The organism is Moraxella tetraodonis, assembly GCF_022359095.1.
Classification (GTDB): domain Bacteria; phylum Pseudomonadota; class Gammaproteobacteria; order Pseudomonadales; family Moraxellaceae; genus Faucicola; species Faucicola tetraodonis.
This window is the reverse complement of record NZ_JACSYB010000001.1, coordinates 557,492-584,225: the sequence shown is the minus strand read 5'-3', so window position 1 is coordinate 584,225 and position 26,734 is coordinate 557,492. Positions and strand designations below refer to the sequence as shown.

Genomic DNA, 26,734 nt, shown 5'->3' with positions numbered 1-26,734 from the left:
AAACTTTGCTTATACTAGCGAAATTAACTGATAATTAAGCAGATATTTGGGGGTGGGTATGCGCGTATTGGTACTGGGTAGTGGCGTGATTGGGGTGACAAGTGCCTATTATTTAGCCAGGCAAGGTGTAGAAGTCACGGTGATTGACCGCCAAGCAGGTGCCGCACAAGAAACCAGTTTTGGCAATGCTGGGCAAATCTCCCCAGGCTACTCTACCCCTTGGGCAGCCCCTGGTATCCCATTGAAGGCGGTTAAATGGTTATTCCAACAACACGCCCCTTTAGCCATCAAATTAGATGGTAGTCTGTGGCAGTTACAATGGATGCTACAAATGCTCAAAAACTGTAATGCCAAGCGCTATGCCATCAACAAAGAGCGTATGGTACGAGTGGCAGAATACAGCCGCGACTGTCTGCAGCAGTTGCGTCAAGACACCGGCATTAGCTACGAAAACCGCTCACAAGGTACCTTACAAGTTTTTCGTAAACCCGCCCAACTAGAGGCTGTACAGCAAGATATTAAGGTGTTGCAAGATTCAGGCGTGCCTTTTAAGCTGATTGACAACAGCAAGGCGTTGGCTGATATTGAGCCCGCGTTGGCAAATGCCACTGATAAGCTGGTTGGTGGATTGCATTTGCCGCATGATGAAACAGGCGATTGCTTTTTGTTTTGCCAAGCATTAGCGCAACAAGCCAAAGCGCTAGGGGTGAATTTTTTATACAATCAAACCATCGAAAAACTGGTAGTCGACGCTGGGGCGATTAAAGGGGTGATAGTAAATGGTGAGTTATTAACGGCAGACCAGTATGTATTGGCGTTGGGCAGTTATTCGCGGGCGCTTTTGCAACCGCTACAGCTTAATCTGCCTGTATACCCTGTCAAAGGCTATTCATTGACTGTGCCGATTATCAATGCTGATTTAGCGCCCCAATCAACGGTGCTTGATGAAACCTATAAAATCGCCATTACTCGCTTTGACAACCGCATTCGCGTGGGCGGTATGGCAGAATTAAGTGGTTTTGATGTAACGCTAAACCCCCAGCGCCGTGCTACACTCGAAATGGTCACGCAGGACTTATTCGCAGGCCGTGATTTGCCAAACGCAAGTTTTTGGACAGGGCTACGTCCGATGACCCCAGATAGCACACCCATCATTGGCGCGACTCGGTATCGCAATTTATTTTTGAACACAGGACATGGCACATTGGGTTGGACAATGTCGTGTGGCTCTGGCAAATTAATCAGCGATTTGGTGCTCCGCAAAACGCCTGACATTCGCATTGATGGCTTATCATTACAGCGTTATGCCTAGTATCTATTCTCTATCAGAAATAGTTGTAAAGACTATGCATAAATAACATTTATCCGTTCACAAGGAAAACACCATGACCGCCCACATTCAACGATTTGATAGCAATGACTATCTAAGTGAAATTACCATTTTTAACCAAGTTGTGTATCTCGCAGGACAAGTGCCAAATACCGACACTGCCGATATCCAAACACAAACCAAAGAAGTGCTAGACAATATCGACGCCATGCTCGCAAAAGCCAATAGCGACAAATCACGTCTGCTAACCGCTCAGATTTTTATCAAGGATTTGGCGGATTTTGCGGTGGTGAATAGCATGTGGGGCGACTGGTTAGCCGATTGCCCAAAGCCTACCCGTGCGACAGTCAAAGCTGAGTTGGTTAATCCATTGTGGAAATTAGAAATTGTGGTAGTCGCAGCGCAAAATACCATAGACTAAATAAACCCATAACCGCTCAAAACGTTAAATAAAAAAGGTGCATAAATCGCACCTTTTTTATTTTGTCTAACCTCTACATTAATAGCTCACGTTTACCGCTTTTGGTCATGCCGCTCACCAAGCCCGCCTCTTCCATGGCATCAACGATTCGTGCTGCGCGGTTATAGCCAATACTAAATTTGCGCTGGATGCTTGATGCAGAGACCTTACGGGTTTCGAGCAAAAACGCCACCACATCATCATATAGCGGGTCTTCTTCGCCATTGCTAGACCCACTAGCATCGCCACCACTTGGCGCTGAGCTTAGCTCAAAATTATCAAACATATTATCAATATAATTAGGTGCGCCTCGCTCGCGCCATGCATCACACACACGGTTGACTTCCGCATCGCTGATAAAAGCACCATGTACACGGTTAGGCTCGATTTGACCAGGTCCTAAAAACAGCATATCCCCATGCCCAAGCATATCCTCTGCGCCACCGGCATCCAAAATGGTACGCGAGTCGACTTTTGAGTTGACACGAAGCGCGGCACGGACGGGAATATTGGCTTTAATCAAGCCAGTAATCACATCCACTGAGGGGCGCTGGGTCGCTAAAATCAAATGAATCCCTGCGGCGCGCGATTTTTGTGCCAAACGCGTAATCAACTCCTCGGCTTGTTTACCCACCTGCATAATCATGTCAGCAAACTCATCCGCCACAATCACAATTTGTGGTAACGGTTTTAATTTTGGCGCTCTATCTTGGCTGACACTGTCATTGGGTCGCCAAAGCGGATCTAGTAACGGCTCACCATTTTGTTCGGCTGCCATGACTTTTTTGTTGAATTCATCCAGTTTACGCACTTTGAATAATGACATCAGCTGATAACGACGCTCCATCTCCGCCACGCTCCACGCCAAAGCACTGGCTGCTTCGGTCATATCGGTGACTACGGGGGTGAGCAGATGCGGAATATCGCCATAGTTGGCAAGCTCGAGCTGTTTGGGGTCAATCAAAATCAATCGCAGCTGCTCTGGTGTGTATTTGAGCAGCATTGACAATAACAGCGAATTCACCAACACTGATTTACCCGAGCCTGTGGTACCTGCTACTAGCATGTGTGGCGCTTTCGCCAAATCCGCAATAATCGGTCTACCGGCAATATCCTTACCCATTGCCATACTAATTAAGCCATCGGGGTCTTGATAAGCTTCTGTTTTTAGCAGTTCAATGAGTCGTACCATTTGGCGCTGCGGATTGGGCACTTCGATACCGATATAAGGTTTGCCTGGAATGACTTCTACCACACGCACCGATGCCATGGATAGCGACCGAGCCAAGTCTTTGGCAATACCTGTCACCTTACTTGCTTTAAGTCCTGGTGCCAGCGACACTTCAAAGCGTGTCACCACTGGACCCATTTGCGCATTGACCACTTCTGCTTTGATATTAAATTCTTGTAGCTTGATTTCTAACAGCGCTGATAGCTGCTGCAACTGTTCACGGCTGTAGCTTGGCTTGCGGTCAGGGTCAGGCAAATCAAGCAGCGATAGCTCAGGTAACGGGCTTAAATTGGCACGATAAGCTGCGGTTTGCATGGCACGCGATTTCTGACTAAACAGGCTATCATCATTGATATCGAGCGGCTGGTTCACCTGAGTCGCTGCGGGCTGTTCGATTTGGTCGAGTAGCTCAGATTCCACCAAACGGCTGTGAGTCGGTATTGAAGACGTTATCTGGTCGGTATCAATCTCGTTGCCAGTAATTTGGCTAACGGCTTGCGCTGGACGTGCTATTTGGGTTGGCGTCGGACTTGCTGCAGGGGTTGAAAATTCCGCTCCCACAGGTGCGGTGGCACTGTTATTTGAGGCGTTAGCCCTAGCTTGCGCTGGGACTTGTCGCATACCCAATAACGATGCGACTGAGGTGGGTGGTGTTTCAATACCTTCTACTTCAATACTTTCTGCTTCAAAGCCCTCTGTTTTAATGCCCTCGAATGGTGGCTCTAGCACAGGATTTTGTGATAAGTCATATCCAGCATCTACGCTATCTGCTAAATGATCCAAATCTGACAACCCAATAGTCTCGTCCTGTTCAGCCCTCTCTACACTCGTCATAGGCTCAGAGATTCGTTTATCCGCTAGTTCCCCTGTGCCTGCGGCAGACATAGCAGACATCCTAGATGCTTCATCCATAGTTGGCATAGCTTGCGATACATCTACACTATCTACACTAGGCTGAATTGTCTGAGTTGGTTGAGGGATTTGCGAGTCTACCTGTATCGAATGGGGTCTGTTTAAGGTAGGCATTTTAAACGGTTTTTTAATGATTTCACTTTGCAGTTTTTCATCCAGTTTTTTGGTCAGCTTGGTATTTGCCACATAGGTTGAGCTGACGGGTTTAAATGGATTAGTGGCATCGTTTTCTTCGAGCCATTCATAATCTTTGATTTCACTAAAACCCGTTTCATCCAAAAACGCATCGAGTGGACTACCGACAAACGCCTCATCATCCGCTAGATGACTACTGTCATAAGCTGCTTGTTCTGTGTCATGGGAGGCTAAAGGCAAAGGCAGTTGTGCGGTGTCGTTTGGTTTTGCTTGGCTTGCTTCTTGAGCAGTCGCCTTCAGCTCAGTATTGGTTTCTTCTTCATCTGCGGCTTTCGCTTGTAGGCGGCTGCGAATGGCTTGACCTGATAAAATCTCATGCCAATGTAAATCAAAGGTAAACGTCACGGTGATGGCAATAAACACCAATAAAAACAGCAAAGTCCCCCAGTAGGTTAATAAACTACTAAGCCCGTTGCCAACGATTTGCCCGATCATGCCTTGCGCTAACCAGCCAAACGATAACACCCCTGTCAGCCCTGCGGTGGCAATGATTAAAAAGATATAACCCAAAAAACGCAATAAGCCATTAGGCTCTACATCATGGCGCCATACATTCCAAGCTTCATAACAGGCAATGACAATGAGCCACCAGCTTGCCGCACCCAAAAACGCATACAAAATATCAGCCAGCCAAGCACCACCCGTGCCTGCCAAGTTACTGACTTCATTTGCCGCACTACTGATATGCGACCAACTAGGATCATTGGCAGAATAACTGATGAGGGACATGACTAACAACAATGCCACGATTAGCCAGATAATCGTAAGCACACTTTGACGAATATAATAAGACAACGCAATTTACCTTTGAATTTGAACCCGCTTTGGATAAGCCGTAAGCCAACGCTTTGCTGCGCCATGACTGACTGATAATGATTGTGAAAAACAATGATTTTGGAAAAACGTTGATTAAAATCACCCTTTTAATCGACTATCATATCAAATCTCAGTGGTGCGTTGCTGAGCTTTTTTTGCGAAAAATTGCTTTGTTAAATCAGTCAATTCAAGCGATATGATAAATGCAGTTTGAGCCAACAAAGCCGGATAGTAGGGTATTTTTTGATAACAAGCTTACGCCATTTTTGAGCGTTGATTGCCCGATGAATCTGTTATAAAAATAACATTTACTTGCTATTTTCGATGTTAGCCCCTATCTTACTTATGAATCAAAAATTAGCCTGTTTTATTATTTAGTTTATTATTCAGCGATTGTTAGGAAAGACGTATGTCAGAAATTATCCATCACCAGCTTATTATTTTGGGTTCAGGTCCAGCGGGTTATTCTGCCGCCGTGTATGCAGCGCGCGCCAATTTAAAACCGGTCATTATCACAGGTATGCAGACTGGCGGGCAGTTGACTACCACCACGGAAGTTGATAACTGGCCAGGTGATCCACAAGGCTTGACGGGACCTGACTTGATGGTACGCATGCAAGCCCATGCCGAGCGTTTTGGTACCCAATTGGTGTATGACCATATCAACCAAGTGAACCTAACTCAGCGACCCTTCACCTTAGTCGGCAATAGTGCCACTTACACGTGTGATGCACTCATTGTAGCGACAGGGGCTTCAGCCCAATACTTGGGTCTCGCCTCTGAACAAAAATTTATGGGGCTTGGTGTCTCTGCCTGTGCGACCTGTGATGGGTTCTTCTATCGCGGCAAACCTGTGGTGGTGATTGGCGGTGGCAACACGGCGGTTGAAGAAGCCTTATATCTATCAAACATCGCAAGCCACGTCACCCTAGTGCATCGACGTGATAAATTAAAATCAGAAAAAATTCTGCAAGACCAATTATTTGAAAAACAAAAAAATGGCAATGTGACCATCGAATGGAACAGCCAAGTCAAAGAAGTGGTGGGTGATGACGCAGGCGTGACGGGTGTGGTGATTGAAAATCTCCAAGACCAGTCTACCAAAACCATCAACGCGCCTGGTATGTTCGTGGCGATTGGGCACAAACCCAATACCGATATTTTCCAAGATCAGCTTGAGATGAATAATGGCTATATCGTGGTCAAAAGCGGTCTGGATGGTAATGCGACAGCGACAAGTGTCGAAGGCGTGTTTGCCTGTGGGGATGTGGCAGACCATATTTATCGCCAAGCGATTACCTCAGCAGGCACGGGTTGTATGGCGGCGTTGGATGCAGAAAAATATTTAGATATTGTCAATCTAGCGAATGCCAATACCACGGTATCAGCCAACACCTCTGCTATTTAGCTAATACTTTCAACGATGCCATTGCCAAATCACCATCCATTACAAAGCCCTTTCGTTTGCCGTTATCAATTTCCCGACCCGATGGCGGCAGACCCTGACGGTGAAGGCTTGATTGCGTTGGGGGGTGATTTGGCAGCTGATACCTTAGTGTGTGCTTATCGCCAAGGGATGTTCCCGTGGTTTAATGAAGGCGAGCCCATCGCTTGGTGGTCGCCTGACCCGCGCTGTATTATTTATCCTAGCGATTTTCGCGCCAGTAAAACCCTAAAACGGCGTATCAAAAATGCAGGTTGGACGTTTTCCATTAATCTTGCCTTTGCTGAGGTCATTGCCGCCTGTGCTGATACCCGCACCTATGCCCAAGCTTCTGCATCAGCCACTTGGATCAGCCCCGCTATGATTGAAGCGTATACAGCGCTCCATGCCGAGCAAGTCGCTTACAGTGTCGAGATTTGGGATGATGATGAGCTGATTGGTGGTCTCTATGGGCTAAAGCTAGGACAAGCTTTTTTTGGTGAAAGTATGTTTCACCGAGTGACAGATGCGTCTAAAGCGGCTTTTTTTGTGTTAATGCAGCTGTGTGCACATTCCCAATTTGCTTGGGTGGATTGTCAGTTGCCTAACCCACATTTGATGCGTTTAGGTGCCACCATTCTGCCCAGAGCGGAATTTTTAGATAAGCTCGCGCAACAATTATCGCTACCGAGCATTGATTGGTCATCGATTTGCGGTCAAAAATTGCCACTTAATCAACTGTTAAATGAGGATTTGATGACTTATTACCTACCTCCAACTATGCAAGCTTAGGTAAGTTAAGGGTATTTAAAAGCACCAATGACGTTAAAACCACCCCACCCCCCGACCAGTCTAGCATTGACCAGCCAATTGACGCCGCTGCATCAATGTAGTTATTTGCCGGATCGTGCAGCACGTTTAGAGCTGATTGAATTAGCAAAGGATGAACGTTTAGATACGCCTATTTTTTCTCAGTTTTCACGGCTTGGGTATCGGCGTAGTGGACAACATCTATACCGCCCTGTATGCTTTCATTGTCAACGCTGTATCTCTACACGTTTAGTAGTTAACGAGTTTGAACCCAATCGTACCCAGCGCAAACTGTGGCAAAAATCGCACGAGATGGATGTAGTAATTACGACTTGTGATGATGCCGATGAATCGCATTTTACGCTATATGCTCGCTATATCTGCGCTCGCCATAGTGATGGCGATATGTATCCACCCAATTTACAAGGGTTTAAACAGTTTTTACAATATAGCTTTACCCAGTCATTTTTTATGGAGTTTTGGCTTCACGATGAATTAGTCATGGTGGCAGTTTGCGACCAATTAGATGACGGCATATCAGCGGTCTATACTTTCTATGATCCCGACGCAGCCATAAACAGTTTGGGCACCCTTGCGATACTTACCCAAATTGACTATGTTAAACGTCTTGGATTACCTTATTTATATTTAGGTTTTTGGGTACCAGATTCGGATAAGATGGCGTATAAATCGCGTTTTTATCCCACTGAATTATTAATCAATCAACAGTGGCATCGTTTCGATGAGGCTGTCACAGCCGCGCAAGTTGAGCCACTGCTTCAACAGGCGATAAAAGCACATTATCTAAACATGTGGAATACTACTTAGCATTTAATTTAGCATTGAATTTGCGCTGCATAATTAACGCATGGGTTTTAGTCATGTCATGATTATCGTAGTAATTTTTGCGAACGGCAATCTGTTCAAACCCATGTTTTTGATAAAATGCAAGGGCAGTATGATTATCTTCTCTTACCTCTAATAGCATCCGCTCAGCACCCGCTACTTGGCACATTTGCGCCATAGCTGTTAACAATTGGCTTGCAATACCTTGCTGTTGATAATCAAGACAAGTTCCAATTTTTAAAATCTCTGCATCTTCAAATATGTGGCTATAAAAACAATAGCCGACCAACCGCTGATTCAGCTCGTCTGTCGCATAAATTATATGGTTAAATGGCTGCGCGAGCAGGGAATTGATTTGCGCAGCCGACCAAGCATCGTGGACAAATAGCTCGGATTCAATTTGTGCCAGCTGCGCCAGTACTTGCTGCAAAGCATTATCTTGTGTACTCGTTTTATCTAACTTATATATCTGTATGGCAGTCATAATTTATTTCCATAAAAAAAGAGCCACCGAAGTGACTCTTTTGTATGCTTACTAACGATTAGTCGTTAACTTTAGCAACAACACCCGCACCTACAGTACGGCCACCTTCACGGATTGCAAAGCGTAAGCCTTGGTCCATTGCGATTGGGTGGATTAGCTCTACGTTCATTTCAACGTTATCGCCAGGCATTACCATTTCTGTACCTTCTGGTAATTGGATTGCGCCAGTTACGTCAGTGGTACGGAAATAGAATTGTGGACGGTAACCATTTAAGAATGGGGTGTGTCGACCACCTTCTTCTTTTGATAGTACGTATACTTCTGCGTCAAATTTGGTGTGTGGTTTGATTGAACCTGGTTTAGCCAATACTTGACCACGTTGTACGTCTTCACGTTTGGTACCACGTAGTAGTACACCACAGTTCTCGCCTGCACGACCTTCGTCTAGCAGTTTACGGAACATTTCAACGCCAGTACAGGTGGTTTTTGCGGTTGGTTTGATACCAACGATTTCAATTTCTTCACCAACTTTGATGACGCCTGATTCTACACGACCTGTTACGACTGTACCACGACCAGAGATTGAGAATACGTCTTCGATTGGCATCAAGAATGGTTTGTCAATCGCACGTTCTGGTTCTGGGATGTAGCTGTCTAGGGTGTCAAGTAGTTCTAGTACGGCTGGTTCACCGTATTTGCCTTCGCCGCCGTTTAGGGCTTCTAGGGCAGAACCTTTGATGATCGGGGTGTCATCGCCAGGGAAGTCGTAGCTTGATAGTAGTTCACGTACTTCCATTTCTACGAGTTCTAGTAGTTCTTCGTCATCAACCATGTCACATTTGTTCATGAATACCATGATGTATGGTACACCTACTTGGCGTGATAGTAGGATGTGTTCACGGGTTTGTGGCATTGGGCCGTCAGTGGCTGATACAACTAGGATAGCGCCGTCCATCTGTGCAGCACCAGTGATCATGTTTTTAACATAGTCAGCGTGGCCAGGACAGTCTACGTGTGCGTAGTGACGTGCTTGGGTGTCATATTCAATGTGTGAGGTGTTGATGGTGATACCACGGGCTTTTTCTTCAGGGGCTGAGTCAATTGACGCGTAGTCTTTGGCTTCACCACCGTTGTGTTTTGCTGCTACGGTCGCAATCGCAGCTGTAAGGGTTGTTTTACCATGGTCAACGTGTCCAATGGTGCCTACGTTAACGTGTGGTTTAGTACGTTCAAACTTGGCCTTTGCCATAATTTAATCCTCTGATCATTGTTAAACTGTTAGCAATACCCTAGCTCAAAGCTATAAACCAACTGGTGTATCTGTATTGCCAGTGCTGGTGTTGCCAATTTGAGTGTTGCTAGGTCACTAAAATAGCAAATTTAACATAAATTTCAAGTTTTTTCCATAGCCTTCATCTTTATGGGTAAACTTTTTTGTTATTGCTAAAACAAAAGGCAACACATCTGTGCTGCCTCAACTATTTTTTGGTTTCTATCAATGTATTTTCTATAAAACTGGAGCTCATACCGAGAGTTGAACTCGGGACCTCTCCCTTACCAAGGGAGTGCTCTACCTCTGAGCTATATGAGCAAAACTTTGGTTTAGAATAATGGAGCGGGTGGCGGGAATCGAACCCGCACCATCAGCTTGGAAGGCTGAGGTTCTACCACTAAACTACACCCGCAATGCGACCCGCCCAAGCATACTGGACTTACTGTTAACGTGATTAGGGAATATTCAGATAACAATAGCAGGTAAATGGTGGTGGGGGAAGGATTCGAACCTTCGAAGCTCTCGCAACGGATTTACAGTCCGTCCCCTTTGACCGCTCGGGAACCCCACCATAGTTGTCTTTCAAGGTACGCTTAACACGATGTGTTAAAGGATGGTGCCGGCTGCCGGAGTCGAACTGGCGACCTACTGATTACAAGTCAGTTGCTCTACCAACTGAGCTAAGCCGGCGTATCGCTTGAAAGTGGTGAGCATTTTAGCAAATATTTTTAATCTTGCAAGCGTTTTTTTAGTTTTTTTTCATTTTTTTTGCCAAAACGTAAATTTAATGATTCAAATCCGCATTTTAGGCTCTTTGCACCGCTTATTTGCTACCTAAACCCTAATACATCAACAACACTGATGCAATAATCAGCGCAATGATTACCACAATCATGATTGCGACTGTGGCGTTTTTCTTTGCCGCAGGTTTTGTTGGCTCACTTTTCATTGGCGTAGGCTTCATTGCATCAGTGTCTACTGTGCTAACTGGCGATGGTTGCGCTGGCTGAACGGCTGAGACCTGAACGGATGGGACAACGGGCTGCAATGGTACTGCTACTGTCTCAGTGACGACAGGCGGCTGAGACGGTGTATTGACTATCGGCGATGGTGAATTATCAACGCTTGCTACGTCAACTGTTGTTGTCGGTGTAGAGGGTACGGATTGTTGGACGTGAGTGTTGCTCATCTGCTCGCTAGGTAAAAAATCTTGCGTGGTAACGACATCAATCACAGGCGCGGCGTTGGCTGCAGCGTTCGGTGATATGTGCTCAACCGATGCAGTCGATTCAGTTTGGGTATGAATGTCAGTGGTGGGTGTGAAGTTCTCAATGTCTTGTAAACTATCGAGAAAACTAGCACCATCCAGTGCATCGACTGGGGCATTTACCACCAAAAATACCAAGTCAGCAAAGGCAAGTTCATCGGTAGCTTGCAAAGCATGCGCGTCTGTACTGATGCGCTCACCATTGATAAAGGTACCATTGCTTGAGCCCAAGTCTTGCACATACAACTGCTCACCAATACGGTTAATCTTGGCGTGTTGGCGAGAGATTTGTGAGGTTGCTAATACCAAATCATTGCTATCACTGCGTCCGATGCTTAAGCTTTTATCAATATCTATGGTTAAATCCACCAGCGCTGGTGACAGTCCAATGAGTTGCCATAAAGTGCTTTGCGAGTTGTCGGTAAGGTTCATCGTATTCACTGCATTAGTTTGATGATTATCCATGCAAGTCTCCTACTCCTAAGGGGTATTTAATAGTATCATTATGCTTGGCATTATGGGACATTTTTAGGGATTTGTCACGGTGATGGTCTGCACCGCAGGCGGGGTCGCAATCACCACAGGCGTTTGAGCCATCTTTGCGCCCTGCCCTGTCTGCCCTGTAGATTGGGTAACGGTAGATTGGGTGACGGGCGCTTGGGTGATGGCGTTGCTCGCTGGGCGACTCACGGTTGTGGTCGATGAACTGCCTGTGCGAGACACATTTGATGACACGGGCGTGACGATATCGACACCATTGGCATACACTCTTGGCGTGTTTGATAAGCTCTGCTCGGCTGGGGTAACCAGGTCGTCTGTTGGCAATTTGACGCCATTTTGCACCCTATTGGTATTGGGGAACATGGCATTTATATTAAGTGGGATTTGTTTGAGCGTACCGTTTTTATCAATTACCAGTTGCATGGTACGAATACCGTCTAAGCTTTTTTCGGTCACGCTTGCCACCGCGCTACCATTACGCAAAATGGTCGGCTGTAAAAATACAATCAGATTGGTTTTGTCCGAGTTTTTGCTTTTTGAGCGAAATAAATTACCAAGAATCGGCGCATCACCCAATCCTGGGACTTTTTGCTGACCATAGGTGCTGTTATCACGCATCAACCCACCCAATGCCACGGTTTGTTGGTCATCCGCTAAAATGGTGGTTTTGATTAAATTCTTGTTGGTGACGACACCGCTCACGTTATTGAGGGTACCGTCGACAATGGAGGACACTTCCTGCGAAATCTCAAGTCGCACTGAACCATTATCACCAATATGCGGAATGACATTGAGATTGATACCGACATCTTGACGGCTGACGGTTTGAAACGGTGTGGTTGATGAGTTACTTGCCGTGGTATAAGAGCCGGTCACAAATGGCACGTTCTGCCCTACCAAAATATTGGCTTTTTCGTTATCCAACGTCAAAATAGAGGGCATAGATAACAGATTGGCATTGTTGGTTTTATTGATGGCTTGCAAAATCGCGCCATAAAACTCACGATTCCCGTTACTATCGGTTTTACTCGTACCAATCCCCAATAGCGCGCCTGCCACAGAAGCTGCTGCCGTACCTGGGGTTTTGCTTAATATCTCAGATGCCAGTCCTACTGCGGATGCACCGATGTTATTGAAGTTAATTACCCCTACGCCGCTATTGGCATTGCCCATTGCCCATTGTACGCCAAGTTGTTGGGTATCATTGCCGGAGATTTCCATGATCGCTGCTTGAATCAACACTTGGTCACGGCGGGTATCTAGCTCATTAATAGCGTTTTCGATTTCTACCATTAACTCTGGGTTGGCATTGACGATGACGGAGTTTTGGGTTTGGTCAGCGATAATGCTAAAAGGTCTACCTTGATAGCCGCTGTTTTGCGTAGTCGTTGTGTTGCTAGTGGAGGAGGTATTTAGCGGTGAGCCTGTCGGTGACACTGCGGTATTGGTGGTGGTCGCTGCGCTATTATTACTGGTATCGCTACTAGATTGAAACATTGAGCTTGCTTGCAAGGTGGTTTGGTCACCTGAGCTATTGATAGATTGATAGGCAAGCAGTCCGCGTAGCATTTCTGCAATATGGGTGGCACTGGCATATTTTAAACGAAACACGCGAAGACCACTGAGACGTTGCGTTGGCACGGTGTCTAACTGCTCTACCATTCGCTGTACTTTGGCTGTCATCTCGGCACTACCTTTGACGAGCAGCCTATCAGAAATCGGGTCGGCAATGATATTGATCAGGCTGCCACCGGTTGATGCCACAGCAGGTTGCCCTGATTGACCCGCAGCAGCTGGCGCTGTACCACCGCCCGTACCTGTCAGTGAGCTTAATAAATCCATCATGCGCTTGGCATCGACATGACGCAGCGGAATAATGGTCAGCTTGTCATTCATATTGCTATCAAGATCGCTAATCAATTTTGCGTATTGATTGAGGCTGTCGGCGCGGTCAGAGAGGATAATGGCATTGACATTTGGCACCACAGCAGCATTAGCATACGGCGGCATCATCGGACGGATGACGTTTAAGATATCATTGGCATTGGTGTTGGTGAGATAATAGATGCGGGTCGCCATTTGGCTACCTGCGGTATTACCCCGCAAGTCCACATCTACCCCTGCTTGCTTGGCAACGGTATCAGGGACCAGCTCTGTGGTCAGCCCGCGATCAATCGCGACAATGCCATTGACTTTCATCACGGCTAAAAACAGGTCATACACTTCTTGACGGGATAAGGGTTTGTTTGAAATCACCGTCACATTGCCATTAATGCGTGGGTCTAGCACAAAGTTCTTTTGTGTGATGGTGGCAATTTGGTCGATAAACGCCTTGATATCAGCGTCTTGCAAATGCACTTTATAGCCAGTGGCTGCATGCGCAGCTGACAGACCACTGCTAAGCAAACTGATACTCATAGCCAGTGTCGTACTCAAAAATAGTGGCTTTAGCATGGTTGGGTATTTCATAATTTACCTTATCAATTTTTAACGCATGTCACCGACTTGTGTCTCACGTAGCGATGACGTCTGTAACTTTTTACTATCTTTTGTCAAAATGACTGGCGTACTGTCACGACTTGGTCGCCGCGCTGAACTTGAATTTGCGCTTGTCCTGCTTGTTGCACTTGACGTAGTAGCTGGGCATCTTGCGTTGGGTTTTGACCCACGTTTTGTCCATTAACGGAGAGGACTTTATCCCCTGTTTGTAACCCCAATCGGTTTTTTAGTCCTGCGGACATCGCATCGGTCACCAAATAGCCTTGCCCTGTTGCTGCCACACCCATTTGGCTTAGATACCCCGAGGCATTTTGCTGTAGCCCTTGAATCGCGCCACCAATAGCTGACGATGCACCGCTTGGCGAGGTATTAGCAGCATTTGACGGCGCAATATTGGGCGCAGAATCCTCTCGATCATGCGGATCGCTTGTAGCCACTGGCGCGCCGCCAATCGCTTGTGTCGCAGCGCCGCCTAAGCTCGGTGTGGGGGTCTGTCCCATATTTGAGCCGTTACCCACGCCGGCTGCACCGTTGGCTTGCGCTTTGGCTCTGATAGCCTCGCTTTGGTCAAGAAAAAACGGTTGCCCAAATGGCACTTTACTGGTTTGACCACTGGCATCTGCCACCATTACAAAATCGGCTGCGACTTTGACCAATTTATAACCACTGCCATCAATCATGTCGTTGATACGATAGCTTAAGGTTTTACCATTGGCGGTCAAAATTGCATACGATTGACTCTCTGGGGTGGCAATGGTCACGCCCACCACTTTAATATCTGGGGGTGTCGCTGCCGGCGCTTGCGGGGCAGTTGGCTGCGCAAAAAAATCTAACGCATTGGTATTGGCAGATTGCGCGACCAAGTTTGGCTGCAGGGGGACTGGGGTGAGTACAGGGGCTTTGGGCGGTGCAACCACCAGCCAAATTGCTTGGCTTAATTGCCACACCAACCAAAAAATAGCTGCCAATAGCAACCAAGGATACAGTTTTTCTACCACCGCCATCGGCACTAATTTACCAGTCGTTGTTTTACGGCTCAACGAGGTGCGCTGGGTGGCTTTTATCATATCTGCTATCATCGCTACGTCTCTAATTACCCATACTGGTCAAAGGTTGGCGAATGGACACCACTACACTGTCATCAGCCCCTTTGCCTTGGTACGCTGGCATATTTTTGAGCAGCCGCTGAGTCAATGACACATCTATCATATTATCTTGGTCAAGATAAAAATCCCCTAGACGCTCGGCTTGCGGTGTAGTAAGGGCTAAATGCAAGCTTTTACCTTGCGCTGCCTTGTTGCTACTATTGGCACCATTGTTGGCTATTGGCTGGACACTTGCTTTATCCGCGCTTAAGTTGCCTTGCATGGTGGGGAGTTTGATGAGGTAGGTTTTGCCGCCTGTGGGATACCCCAAATCACCGCCTGCCCAATTCATGTTGCCTTTGGCGGTTTGATAGCCTTGCTTATTTTTTTCAATCGACACTTCTTTGATGGTAATCGGTGTGTCGGGTAATTGCCAACTGACCAACTGCGCCAATGTGTCATGGCTGATTTTGCCGTTGAAATCATTGGCTTGCCAGCTGGTTTTATTGAATTTGACCACGCCTTGCAAGTCGGTTTTACCAGAGCGGATATCGACCGCCATACCCAGTTTGCCCATCAATAAATGCCACGGCTGCCAGCGCCAATCGACACTACCCGCTAGCGGCGTATTGGGGCGCGCATTGATTTGCCAATTGGCTTGACCTTGCCAAAGATTGCCGGATATTTGCTGCAAGTACGGGTTGTTTGGGGCAAATTTTTGTAGCAACCACGCTGCAGGTAGCTGAATCAACAAGCTTAAGCAAAGCAAAACCAGACCTACCAGCCACCATAGTTTTGTCGGACGTAATGAATTGACAGTTGCCAAACTTGAATACCTTTTACAATGATTTTTGACACCGATAAAGTGACGCAATCCACAAGCAGATTAATCAACAATCAAATAATTCATGCAGGATAAAAATTGCCATTAGCGCAAAATTTTGAATTCACTCTGCGCCAACACTCGAATATTTTTCTAACTAGAATGAAACGCTTTATCATAACTGATTTTTATTGCGTTGTAATGTCAATCCATAAAAAATCAAAATTTTGTCAGGCTTGTTTTGGGCACACTGTTTATTGTGGCTGCCTGCCGCACTCACTACAATTTGCAACCGACTTTATCACCATGAGTTTGCTACAATCACCTCACCAAGCTGGTTAAAACTATAATGCAAAATACAAGGAAAATAGCATGCAATTTGATACATTGCCACAACTGGGCGATAGCGTCTCCAAAATTTGCTTAGGCACCATGACCTGGGGACAGCAAAACAGCGAGCAGAATGCCCATGAACAAATGGATTATGCCCTTGCCCAAGGTGTGAACTTTTGGGATACCGCAGAGATGTATCCGTCACCCCCTGATAAAGACAAACAGGGTGATACCGAGCGCTTTATGGGTAGCTGGTTTGCCAAGACAGGCAAGCGAAATGATGTGATATTGGCGAGTAAAATTTCTCGCAATGATTTTTTGCGTGATGGCAATACCAAGTTTGATAAAAAAACCATTCGTGCGGCATTAGATAGCAACCTGCAGCGCTTGCAAACCGACCATATCGATATTTATCAGCTACACTGGCCAGAGCGTCAGACCAACTTTTTTGGTCAACGCGGCTATACAGAAAGTATGGCGCAGCAAGACACCAAAGAATTGACGCCATTTTTGGAAACCATCGAAGCACTCAATGATGAAATCACCAAAGGTCGAATCCGTGCTTATGGGCTATCCAATGATACCCCCTGGGGCGTCATGCGCTACTTAGCAGAAGCCGATAAACATGGTCTTGCTAGACCTATCACCATACAAAATCCATATAGTCTACTCAATCGCTTGTATGAAGTGGGACTGGCAGAAATCAGTCACCGCGAGCAAATTGGGCTACTTGCCTATTCACCGCTAGCATTTGGGGTGTTATCAGGCAAATATTTGGGCGGTAACAAGCCTGCTAACAGTCGCTTGAGCCTTTATAGCCATTTTACCCGTTATTTGAATGAGCAAGCGCAACAAGCCACCCAAGCCTATGCCGAAGTCGCTAAAAAACATAATCTAGATATGGCACAAATGGCACTGGCGTTTGTCAATAGCCGCTCGTTTGTGACTGCCAACATTATTGGGGCAACCACCATTGAGCAGCTAGCCAGCAATATCGCGTCCGTAGACTTGGTATTATCCCAGGAGGTATTGGCTGATATCGAAGCGGTGCAGACCTTATACCCGAACCCTGCACCTTAAACTCTGCACTTTACTAGCAGACTACGATCAGACAAAACGGCATAAAAAATCCTTGCAACAGTGTGACTGTGCAAGGATTTTTTTAAACCTAGTAAAAATTTAAATATTTAAGTTATATAATTCCAACTAGTTCATTTGATATATAGATGAACGGGATATCATCATCAACTGCGCCTGGTTTTGGCATTGCCATGGCTGGATTTTGTTGGGGATTTTGGGCAGGCTGATTATTTCCTGTATTTGCCCCTTGTGGCGCTTGATTGCCATTCATAAATGGGTTATTGCCAAATCCTGCATTTTGACCCGCTTGTGGCGCAGCCTGGGCATTATTTTGGTTTGGATAGCCGCCAAAATGATTGGGCGCTTGGTTGCCACCTTGGTTGTAGCCAACTTGATTATAACCACCTTGGGGCTGGTTTTGGTAGGTTGTGCTTGCAGTATTGTTATTAGCAATACCGCCTTGAACGCCGCCTGCGGTGCCAAGCATTTGCATTTGGTCGGCACGAATTTCTGTGGCATAACGCTCTACGCCATTTTGGTCGGTGTATTTATTGGTGCGAAGGCTACCTTCGATATAGACTTGGCTACCTTTACGCAGGTATTGCGCCGCAATTTCACCGAGTTTATTAAACAATGAAATACGGTGCCATTCGGTTTGCTCACGGCGCTCACCTGTTTGTTTGTCATTCCACTGCTCACTTGTTGCCACGGCGATACGCGTCACGCTACCGCCGTTGGCAAATTGTTTGACTTCAGGATCTGAACCAAGGTTGCCTACAATAATTACTTTATTTACGCCGCGCATAGAATTTCCTTGATGATTTTTTTGATAACTTTCTTAATGAATTTCTCAATAACGCTATAGTGTTTTTAGCCAAACCTTTGCGGATTTAGCGCAAGTACAATGCCATTACTTTACTAAACTTTGCATCAAATTGCTAGCGTCTGACCGGTAAGATGTGACAAATGCTGTCGCGTGTCATCGGTCAATTTTTCTTTATCCAGTTTGAGATAAGCAATGTTTTCTTTTGGCATCATCACTATCTCATCCACGCCGTCAATCGCCAAAATTTGCTGTGACCATGCAGTCGTGTCAATACCTGTTGGCAGGGTAATCGTTAGGCTGGTCAAATACGGTGGGGATGCAATCGGCAGGATAAACAATAACGCAATAACAGTCACGATAGCGAGTACCGTCCACGACAACCACATCGGTTTGGTCAGCAAAATACCGCCCATGGCACCGCCCACAAAAGCACCCAAAAACTGTGCAGATGAGTTAATACCCATTGCCGTCGCTTTGTTGGCAACGGGCGCGCGTTTGGAAATCCAAGACGGAATGGTCGCCTCAAGGCTGTTAAAGCCAATGTAATAAACTGCAAGCCCAATAATTAAACCTACAATAGTTTGACTAGCCACCGCCAAAAATACCAATCCCGCCACCAAGGTCGCTAAGGATGCCAAAAACACGGCGCGCATTTGGCGTTTTTTTTCTGCAATGATAATCAGCGGAACCGCAATGATAAAGCCCAATAATAGTAACGGCAAATACACAAAACCTTGCTGCGCCACCGTCAAGCCAAGCACATCATGAAACTGGTGTGGCAATAAGGTAAACATCGCTGTCATTGACAAATGCAGCGCAAAAATCGCCAAATGCAACCGGTTAATATCGGCAATTTTTAATACTTCAGCAAACTGTGCTTTAACTGAGTGATTATTGAGATTGTGCTTTAGTACCCGATTTGGGGTGGGCACGATCCACAGTAAGCCAATGGCGAAAATAGCGGACGCCACTGTCACCCAGAACAAGCCTGAAATATCGAGCACATGCGTCAAAATCGGACCAAGCCCAAATGCGACCATTACCGACATGGCAATGGTCAGCCCCATGGTTGCCATCGCTTTGGTGCGATGCTCTTCACGGGTCACATCCGCGAGTAGTGCCATCACCACCGCTGAAACTGCCCCACTGCCTGCAATCAAACGTCCCAGTATCACCATATAGATGTCTGTTGATAAGGCGCAAATCGCTCCCCCAAGCGCAAATACCAATAACCCTGCAATGATAATCGGTTTACGCGGATATTTGTCCGCCAAAAAACTCATGGGAATCTGAAAAATCGCCTGCCCTAAGCCATAGATACCAATCGCCAATCCAATCAAAAACGGCGTGGCGTGTGCATATTGCGTGCCATATACTGCAAACACAGGCACAATCATAAATAGTCCGAGCATGCGCAAGGCAAAGATACCGCCCAACCCGGCAATCGCTTTCTTTTCGGATGTATTCATGGAGGCGTTGTGACTTATATTTCTCGACGTTGGTTTTACTGACGTGGGTTTTACTGACATGGTGGCTCACAAAATTTTGCCAAAAACGGCTTATTATATGCCTAATTTTTATCACAGAGAATTTATTGGCAATAAAAATTATTTTAGCCCTATTATTTTGGCTTTATCGTTTCAGCCCCATTATTTTAGCATTGCATAAGCGGTTACCATGATGGCTAAAATCACTGCGATAGCAATCATCAGCCACATCACATTTTTTTGGTTGTCAAAAAATCCTTGCGGTGATTGCCTGATAGATGATGCTTTTGGGGTAGCCACTAGCGCGCCCTCTAACGGGCTATGCTTCACTTGGGTGGCGATTTTTTGCTGTTTTTGCGCTTTTTTGGCGTCAAGTTGCTGTTGGCGTTGTTGTTTTTGTGCCAATTTTTGCTCTTTGGCTTGTTGTTGTCGTTGGCGCTGTTCTTCAAGCTTAGCCTGTTTTTGTCGTGCTTGTTCGGCAAGTTCTGCTTGTTTACGCGCCGCCTCTTCGATGGCTAACTGCTCAGTTTGTTGCTGCTCGCGGAGCTGTTTATCGCTATAGCGCGCGTGGAAATCATCCATCACGGCGTTATCAATTTCGTTTAAGGTAAAAGGCATTTCATTTATCACTTCAAGCGCGTCATGCACATCGACGTCGTACACGCCCGAGGCTTTGGTGGTTTTGCCATCGGCAGTGAGTTTTCTGGGTACTTGGTAATCGGCAAGGCGCTGCTGCAAGTGGTTTTCCATTTGTCCGATGGAGTCGGTGCGACCTGTCATCGCTAATGCCCAGTCGTTGATTTCGGCATGATTTTCGCTATTTAATTGCTGGATGATATCGCTTGCGTTTTCAACGAGGCTGATTTTGGCAAGCAGCTGACTGGGTGAGACGGCGATATAGACCTCCCCTGGGGTGGCTTGGCGTTTGAGCGATGCGATGGCTTGGGGGTTGCATTGCAGGCAGTTGGCTTGTTTGTTTTTGAGGGTATGACCTTTTGGGCAGGGCGGTACACCGTAAGCAACGAGCGCGCCGTTTTCTTTCATTTTGGCTTTGTATTCTTTGCTCGATAGTCCGCTGGCGTCAAAGGTTTTGTCCATTGGGATATGGTGGCTTTTTAAGAAGTCGGTTTGTTCTTGGGTTAACGTTGCCATGTTATTGTCTCAAATTTTCTTTTTCCTTGATTCAATGAAGTATAGCAAGGTTTGAGGGTTTTATAAAAAATCTTACTGCAGGCAGAATTGTTTAATTTTAAAAAAATAGCCTAATGCTATAATCACCAAGGTAAAAAAAACAGTAAAAGATAAAGGGATTTTATCTCTAAATAAACTAAATTTACGTTGTTCAGTTATCCAATCGATTTGCATTTCCCAAAAAAATTTATAATGTGCATACCAATTGCTGAACAAAATTTGCTTACTAATTGAATTTTGATAAAATTCATTTTCAATATCTGATAGCCTATCTTTATATAATTGAAAATCAGAACTGCTATTATCACCTTTAACATCAAAGTACAAAGTTTTCAACTGACTAAAAAGTGAAGTAAGTTTCCCTCCTACCTTTTCGTAGTCACCCTTTTTGCTGTCATAAGTATTAAAATAAAAAGTCATTATTCCAACAATCAAAAAAATAGCTGAAACTAACTTTGTAGATAAAGAATCAATAACTAAACCTAATATGCCTATGGCAGTAGAAATAAAACTTATCCAACCTGGAGCTTTCTCTACTATATCATAAGTAGCAAAATGTTTTTTTGCCCCAAAACCAACATCATAGGCTTTTTCAGCAATTAACTTCAACAAGTAGTTCTTTTCCACTAAAAAAATCCTTTTGAAATTGGAACTTCGATAAAATCTCTTGCCACTACCTTGTTATCTTTAATAATGTAACATTCCACAAGATGCTCACCCTCAAAGTCAGTTCTTTCTATCTTCCTCTGATACCCTTCATCATTCTCAACTGAACCTCTAATACAGTTTTTTTCTTCGGCTTTTACTCCTCGATTTAGTACTTTCCATTTAACTTGGTAGGGTTGCGGTATATCAATTTCTAAAATAAAGAATTTTAAATCCTTTTTAACGGATAGTTTTAGCTTTTGTTTTAACATATTCCTTAAGGATGATGGTCTATAACCTGCTTGAGTCACTTCACAGTCAATTTCCAAATTGTATCTAATATCCACAGGATATATGTCTTCAATAAATTCTTCAGTATTATTAAAAGTTTTAGCGACAGAATCATAAACGCTCAAACTCTCATTAGCAATATTATGTTCAATTTTTGGAATATAATATCCGAAAATATCACGCCATTTTTGAAATTCATTCTTTTGACCTTTCGCATTTATCGCTTTAAGCACAAGTTCATAAGTCTTCTTTGCTTTTCTCACAAACGGTTTCTTAACTTTTACAACTTGATTGCTACCTAAAGCCCTATACTCTAATTGGTCTTTATTCAAATTAGATAAATAGTAAAAGAAATCTTTAACCATTTCGTCATAATGACTAGTATTTGCATAATCGTATTTATCAGTACTTTTCAAAAAGTTGTGTGCAAGAGTATCAATTAACAAACCACCCATAGCAACACCATGCTTGTTTTTCCAGGCTCTTGTCATTCGGCATAAATTTCTTAAATTGTTATTCTTAGTATCATTTGCCTCTTTCATTGCTGATATTTCTTGGCGTGGTTTAGTTATTTTCCAAGAACTAGAGTTTACATCTGGATATTCAAAACCATTTTCAATTTCAAATACAGGTTGTAGCTCAATATCGAAGTCAGTATATTTTACACAAACGACAGGGCTATCCACAAAAATATTTGTTGATGGATACCTATTCTGAATAGCTTGCTTCGCATCTTTAAGTAGCTGCAACTGACCTCCATTATAGTATTCGTTTTTCTTACTTGCAGGCATAATATATAGCATATCTAAATCAGAAACTCCTTTAATAGCGGTGTATCTGCCATAAGAACCAACTTGAAGTCTATTTGAATCACGATTGTCATTATCCCTAAATTGTAAGTTTAGGGCTCGTGTAACTTCCCCATATCGCAAGCTTATATTTTCAGCATTACTTACTTTTAGTTTTAATAGAAATTCATCAAAAATAGTAGTTGTAGTCATAATTAACCATATATTGAATAAAAATTATAAAAAAACACAATATATAGAATAAAAAATTTAATTTCAACAATTTCTTATCAAATTAATTTTCTACTTAATTTATCGAACTTATATTGAAACCCCCACCCAATTCCCCCATTAAAACCCCATCTTTTTACCCAAATTTCCCACTCAAAAACACACAATAAGAAGCTCAATATGGCACAGCACGACGCAATCAAAATCCGTGGCGCACGCACCCACAATCTCAAAAACATCGACATCGACATCCCCCGCGACAAACTGGTCGTCATCACAGGCTTATCAGGTTCGGGCAAGTCTAGCCTAGCCTTTGACACCCTATACGCCGAAGGACAACGCCGCTACGTCGAAAGCTTATCGGCTTACGCTCGCCAGTTTTTATCACAAATGGAAAAGCCTGAAGTCGATAGCATCGAAGGGCTGTCACCTGCCATCGCCATCGAGCAAAAATCCACCAACCATAATCCCCGCTCCACGGTAGGTACCATTACCGAGATTTATGACTATTTGCGTCTGCTGTACGCCCGTGTCGGTACGCCCATGTGCCCAGAACACCACCTGCCGATGGTCGCGCAAACCGTCACCGAAATGGTCGATACCGTCATGGCATTGCCCGAAGATACCAAGTTGATGATTCTCGCGCGCGTCGTCGATGACCGCAAAGGCGAGCATATCCAGTTGATGGAACAGCTAAAAGGGCAAGGCTTTGTGCGGCTGCGGGTCGATGGTGAGATTTATGACATTGACGATGTGCCACCGCTTGCCAAAACCTTTAAACACACCATTGATGTGGTGGTTGACCGCTTCAAAGTGCGGGATGACTTGGGTAATCGGGTTGCCGAAAGCTTGGAGACCGCCTTACGACTCGGTAGCGACATTGCCATCTTGCATGACATGGACGCTGAGTTTGAAGATAAAATTTTGTCCGCCAAACATAGCTGCCCTGTCTGTGATCGCTCGGTTGCTGAGCTTGAACCAAAATTGTTTAGTTTTAATAACCCCTATGGCGCGTGCCCCGTGTGTGATGGCTTGGGCAAACGCCAATATTTCGCTGCTGAAAAAATCATCGGGCATCCTGAAAAATCGCTCAACCAAGGGGCGATTCAAGGCTGGGATAAACGCCACGCCTATTATTTTGGCTTGCTGACTACCGTTGCCGAGCATTACGGTATTGATATGGAAGCGCCGTGGCAACAACTGGATAAAAAGCACAAAGATGTCATTTTACATGGCTCTGGTAAAGACAAAATGACTTTTAACTTTGTCGATGAACGCGGGCGCAAGTCCACCAAAACCGTGCCATTTGAAGGGGTGTTGCCGTATATGGAGCGTCGTTACCGCACTACGCAAAGCAACATCGTGCGAGACGAGCTTGCCAAATACCTTGCCGATGCCACCTGCGATGCCTGTCACGGCTCACGCTTGAACGAAATCGCTCGCCATGTCGAAGTCAGCGACCGTACCGTTGCCGAAATGGTCAAGCTATCGATTGGCGAAGCAATGGCGTATTACGAGCAATTAAAACTCGAGGGCGCAAAAGGCGAAATCGCCGCCAAAATCATCAAAGAGATCCGTGAGCGGTTGGAATTTTTGGTGAGTGTGGGCTTGGATTATCTCACCCTTGCCCGCTCTGCCGAAACCCTATCGGGCGGTGAAGCTCAGCGCATACGCCTTGCTAGCCAAATCGGGGCGGGCTTGATGGGCGTGATGTATGTACTCGATGAGCCATCAATCGGCTTGCACCAACGTGACAATGATCGCTTGCTGCAAACGTTGACTCGCTTGCGTGATTTGGGCAATACCGTGATTGTCGTCGAGCATGACGAAGATGCCATTCGTCTAGCCGACCATATCATCGATGTGGGCGTGGGCGCTGGTGTACATGGTGGCAGTATCATTGCAGAAGGGACGGCAAAAGACATTGCCAAAAATCCTGAATCATTAACGGGTCAATATTTATCAGGCAAAAAGAAAATCGCCGTGCCAACCGTGCGTCACCGAGCCAAAATCGCCAATGACGATAAATATGAAAAAATGCAAGACTCCGCCATTCCCTTAACCAAAAACCAAGCGAAAAAAGCGGAAAGCGAGAAGAAAGAAAAAGCCAAAAAGGGTAAAGTCGAAGCCAAACCTTTGATGCTGACCTTGACAGGGGCAAAAGGTAATAACCTTAAAAACGTGACCTTAAACTTGCCGATTGGTGTGTTTACCGCTATTACAGGCGTGTCGGGTTCAGGTAAATCGACCTTAATCAACCGCACCTTATTGCCACTAGCGACCACGCAGCTCAATAACGCTACCACCCATGTTGCCGAAGAGTTTGACAGTATTACTGGGCTAGAACATTTAGATAAAGTCGTCGATATCGACCAAAGCCCGATTGGGCGTACCCCACGCTCCAATCCTGCAACCTATACAGGCGTATTTAGTCCGATTCGTGACCTATTCGCCCAAGTGCCCGAGTCCAAAGCTCGTGGCTATCAAGCAGGACGCTTTAGCTTTAACGTGAAAGGCGGCCGCTGTGAAACCTGCCAAGGCGATGGCTTGATTAAGGTTGAGATGCACTTTTTGCCTGATATGTATGTGCCTTGCGATGCGTGTCAAGGCAAACGCTACAACCGTGAAACCCTTGAAATCACCTACAAGGGCAAAAACATCAATGACGTGCTCAATATGACGGTGGAAGATGCGGCAGAATTTTTTGAGGCGATTCCGGCAATTTACCGGCGTTTGCAAGCCCTACAAGAAGTCGGCTTGGGTTATATTCGCCTGGGTCAGTCTGCACCAACCTTATCGGGTGGTGAGGCGCAACGGGTGAAACTTGCCAAAGAGCTGTCCAAACGTGATACCGGTCAGACTTTGTATGTGCTCGATGAGCCGACGACAGGTTTGCATTTCCACGATATTGCCAAGCTCTTAGACATCTTGCATACGCTACGTGACCGAGGCAATACCGTGGTGGTGATTGAGCATAATCTCGATGTGATTAAGACAGCCGACTGGATTGTGGATTTGGGTCCTGAAGGCGGTTCGGGCGGTGGTGAGATTATTGCTGAGGGCACGCCTGAGGAGGTAGCGCAAAACGCGCGCTCACACACAGGGCGTTTTCTAAAGCCGATGTTGCAAGCCTAAGTTTGTTACCAGCGTAGGTTTGTTGGAGGCATAAATTTAGCAATAAGGGTTAGTACGTTGTCGTCTAACCCTTTTTTAACCAATCATTGCTCTATGACTTGCTGTTCATTGATAATACTTTACATTTCGCCCCAATATTCACACAATGAAACGAGATAAGGATATTGCGACATTATCCAGGGACAAAAAACGTCAAGGAACGATAAGGATGCTAGGATGATTTTATTTAAAGGAAAAACCAACGATCTTGAAACCCTATTTCCCCCTACCCTAAAACTAGATGGTCAAATCTGCGTGCGAAATGGTATGAGCATTCGTAGTAAATTTATGATTGGTATCTATGATATTGCCCTATACTTGGGTGAAATGACTGAAGATGCCGAAACAGCCATTACTTCACGTTATGCCAAGCAATTGCGCATGGTGTCTCGCCGCAATATCAAAGGCTCGTTACTGGAAAGTGCCTTCAAAGACGGCATCAGAGCGAATAGTAGCGCAAAAGAATATCAAAAAATCGCCTCAGTGATTGATGACGTGTTTGGTGAGTTGTTCAAAACCAACACCATCAAAGAAGGGGCAATGTTTACGATTGAATTTTCGCCAGAGCATGGCGTTCGCTTAAATTATGATGAGGTTGGCGATCTTCCTTATATCAAAGAAGAAGGCTTTGACCAAGCTATTCTTCGTGCTTGGCTAGGCGATAATCCCATCTCACTTGAGATGAAAAAGGATTTGCTCGGTCAACACTAATATTGACTGCCTATTTTTATAC

Annotated in this window: 20 protein-coding genes and 4 tRNA genes; 8 read left to right on the top strand and 16 right to left on the bottom strand. The window is 45.3% G+C overall.

Annotated elements, in window-relative coordinates; genetic code table 11:
• Window positions 1–58: 58 nt before the first annotated feature.
• Together H9W84_RS02620 and H9W84_RS02615 are read left to right on the top strand one after the other, a co-directional pair.
• Complete coding sequence (locus tag H9W84_RS02620) at window positions 59–1,312, top strand: D-amino acid dehydrogenase (protein ID WP_239741540.1); 1,254 nt, start codon at window positions 59–61, stop codon at window positions 1,310–1,312.
• A gap of 73 nt (window positions 1,313–1,385) precedes the next feature.
• A complete protein-coding gene (locus tag H9W84_RS02615) occupies window positions 1,386–1,751 on the top strand; it encodes a RidA family protein (protein WP_239741539.1) in 366 nt (121 codons plus the stop codon).
• Window positions 1,752–1,824: 73 nt separating this feature from the next.
• Here the strand turns inward: H9W84_RS02615 and H9W84_RS02610 are convergent, their stop codons facing one another.
• Window positions 1,825–4,923 (bottom strand): DNA translocase FtsK, encoded by a 3,099-nt coding sequence (locus H9W84_RS02610; RefSeq protein WP_275579709.1) that lies wholly within the window; start codon window positions 4,921–4,923, stop codon window positions 1,825–1,827.
• A gap of 430 nt (window positions 4,924–5,353) precedes the next feature.
• Here H9W84_RS02610 and trxB point away from each other — a divergent pair, with 430 nt between their 5' ends.
• Genes trxB through H9W84_RS02595 form a run of 3 tightly spaced genes read left to right on the top strand, consistent with a single transcriptional unit; the run spans window position 5,354 to window position 8,005 of the window.
• Window positions 5,354–6,352 carry a thioredoxin-disulfide reductase gene (trxB, locus tag H9W84_RS02605; protein ID WP_007115964.1) on the top strand — a complete coding sequence of 333 codons (999 nt, stop codon included), beginning with the start codon at window positions 5,354–5,356 and terminating at the stop codon, window positions 6,350–6,352.
• Window positions 6,353–6,367: 15 nt separating this feature from the next.
• Window positions 6,368–7,159, top strand: a complete 792-nt coding sequence (gene aat / locus H9W84_RS02600; protein ID WP_239741538.1) for a leucyl/phenylalanyl-tRNA--protein transferase — start codon at window positions 6,368–6,370, stop codon at window positions 7,157–7,159.
• Between the two features lie 27 nt (window positions 7,160–7,186).
• Window positions 7,187–8,005 (top strand): arginyltransferase, encoded by an 819-nt coding sequence (locus H9W84_RS02595; protein WP_239741537.1) that lies wholly within the window; start codon window positions 7,187–7,189, stop codon window positions 8,003–8,005.
• On the opposite strand, the gene rimI is transcribed toward H9W84_RS02595, so the two are convergent.
• From rimI to gspN, 10 genes are all read right to left on the bottom strand, one after another.
• Entirely contained in the window at window positions 7,998–8,507 is a 510-nt protein-coding gene (rimI, locus tag H9W84_RS02590; protein WP_239741536.1) for a ribosomal protein S18-alanine N-acetyltransferase, read from the bottom strand. The two genes, H9W84_RS02595 and rimI, sit on opposite strands and share 8 nt — an antisense overlap.
• A 58-nt stretch (window positions 8,508–8,565) precedes the next feature.
• On the bottom strand, window positions 8,566–9,756 hold the full coding sequence (gene tuf, locus H9W84_RS02585) for an elongation factor Tu (RefSeq protein WP_007117403.1): 1,191 nt from the start codon (window positions 9,754–9,756) through the stop codon (window positions 8,566–8,568).
• Between the two features lie 267 nt (window positions 9,757–10,023).
• A tRNA-Thr gene (locus H9W84_RS02580) sits at window positions 10,024–10,098 on the bottom strand.
• 20 nt (window positions 10,099–10,118) lie between these two features.
• Window positions 10,119–10,192: transfer RNA gene (locus H9W84_RS02575), tRNA-Gly, on the bottom strand.
• A gap of 75 nt (window positions 10,193–10,267) precedes the next feature.
• A tRNA-Tyr gene (locus H9W84_RS02570) sits at window positions 10,268–10,351 on the bottom strand.
• Between the two features lie 43 nt (window positions 10,352–10,394).
• Window positions 10,395–10,470, bottom strand: a tRNA-Thr gene (locus tag H9W84_RS02565).
• Between the two features lie 151 nt (window positions 10,471–10,621).
• Window positions 10,622–11,512: an FHA domain-containing protein gene (locus H9W84_RS02560; RefSeq protein WP_239741535.1), complete on the bottom strand. Its 891-nt coding sequence runs from the start codon at window positions 11,510–11,512 to the stop codon at window positions 10,622–10,624.
• A gap of 63 nt (window positions 11,513–11,575) precedes the next feature.
• Window positions 11,576–14,017, bottom strand: a complete 2,442-nt coding sequence (gspD, locus tag H9W84_RS02555) for a type II secretion system secretin GspD (RefSeq protein ID WP_239741534.1) — start codon at window positions 14,015–14,017, stop codon at window positions 11,576–11,578.
• 83 nt (window positions 14,018–14,100) lie between these two features.
• Window positions 14,101–15,126: a type II secretion system protein N gene (locus H9W84_RS02550; RefSeq protein ID WP_239741533.1), complete on the bottom strand. Its 1,026-nt coding sequence runs from the start codon at window positions 15,124–15,126 to the stop codon at window positions 14,101–14,103.
• Between the two features lie 10 nt (window positions 15,127–15,136).
• The gene (gspN, locus tag H9W84_RS02545; RefSeq protein ID WP_239741532.1) at window positions 15,137–15,958 is read right to left on the bottom strand and encodes a type II secretion system protein N; all 822 of its coding nucleotides are present in this window, start codon (window positions 15,956–15,958) and stop codon (window positions 15,137–15,139) included.
• A gap of 369 nt (window positions 15,959–16,327) precedes the next feature.
• Here gspN and H9W84_RS02540 point away from each other — a divergent pair, with 369 nt between their 5' ends.
• The gene (locus H9W84_RS02540; RefSeq protein ID WP_239741531.1) at window positions 16,328–17,368 is read left to right on the top strand and encodes an NADP(H)-dependent aldo-keto reductase; all 1,041 of its coding nucleotides are present in this window, start codon (window positions 16,328–16,330) and stop codon (window positions 17,366–17,368) included.
• Between the two features lie 112 nt (window positions 17,369–17,480).
• Here H9W84_RS02540 and ssb read toward each other — a convergent pair whose 3' ends face one another.
• From ssb to H9W84_RS02515, 5 genes are all read right to left on the bottom strand, one after another.
• A complete protein-coding gene (gene ssb / locus H9W84_RS02535; RefSeq protein ID WP_239741530.1) occupies window positions 17,481–18,173 on the bottom strand; it encodes a single-stranded DNA-binding protein in 693 nt (230 codons plus the stop codon).
• 125 nt (window positions 18,174–18,298) lie between these two features.
• Window positions 18,299–19,663, bottom strand: coding sequence for an MFS transporter (locus H9W84_RS02530; protein WP_239741529.1), 1,365 nt, complete (start codon window positions 19,661–19,663; stop codon window positions 18,299–18,301).
• A gap of 180 nt (window positions 19,664–19,843) precedes the next feature.
• Window positions 19,844–20,833 carry a hypothetical protein gene (locus tag H9W84_RS02525; protein ID WP_239741528.1) on the bottom strand — a complete coding sequence of 330 codons (990 nt, stop codon included), beginning with the start codon at window positions 20,831–20,833 and terminating at the stop codon, window positions 19,844–19,846.
• A gap of 72 nt (window positions 20,834–20,905) precedes the next feature.
• Window positions 20,906–21,499: an SLATT domain-containing protein gene (locus tag H9W84_RS02520; protein ID WP_239741527.1), complete on the bottom strand. Its 594-nt coding sequence runs from the start codon at window positions 21,497–21,499 to the stop codon at window positions 20,906–20,908.
• Window positions 21,499–22,809 (bottom strand): nucleotide-binding domain-containing protein, encoded by a 1,311-nt coding sequence (locus tag H9W84_RS02515; RefSeq protein WP_239741526.1) that lies wholly within the window; start codon window positions 22,807–22,809, stop codon window positions 21,499–21,501. The genes H9W84_RS02520 and H9W84_RS02515 overlap by 1 nt, the downstream gene beginning before the upstream one ends.
• Before the next feature lie 198 nt (window positions 22,810–23,007).
• On the opposite strand from H9W84_RS02515, the gene uvrA reads away from it, so the two are divergent.
• Together uvrA and H9W84_RS02505 are read left to right on the top strand one after the other, a co-directional pair.
• Window positions 23,008–25,962, top strand: coding sequence for an excinuclease ABC subunit UvrA (gene uvrA, locus H9W84_RS02510; protein ID WP_239741525.1), 2,955 nt, complete (start codon window positions 23,008–23,010; stop codon window positions 25,960–25,962).
• 216 nt (window positions 25,963–26,178) lie between these two features.
• Window positions 26,179–26,712 (top strand): chalcone isomerase family protein, encoded by a 534-nt coding sequence (locus tag H9W84_RS02505; protein ID WP_219330816.1) that lies wholly within the window; start codon window positions 26,179–26,181, stop codon window positions 26,710–26,712.
• The last annotated feature ends 22 nt before the right edge of the window (window positions 26,713–26,734 follow it).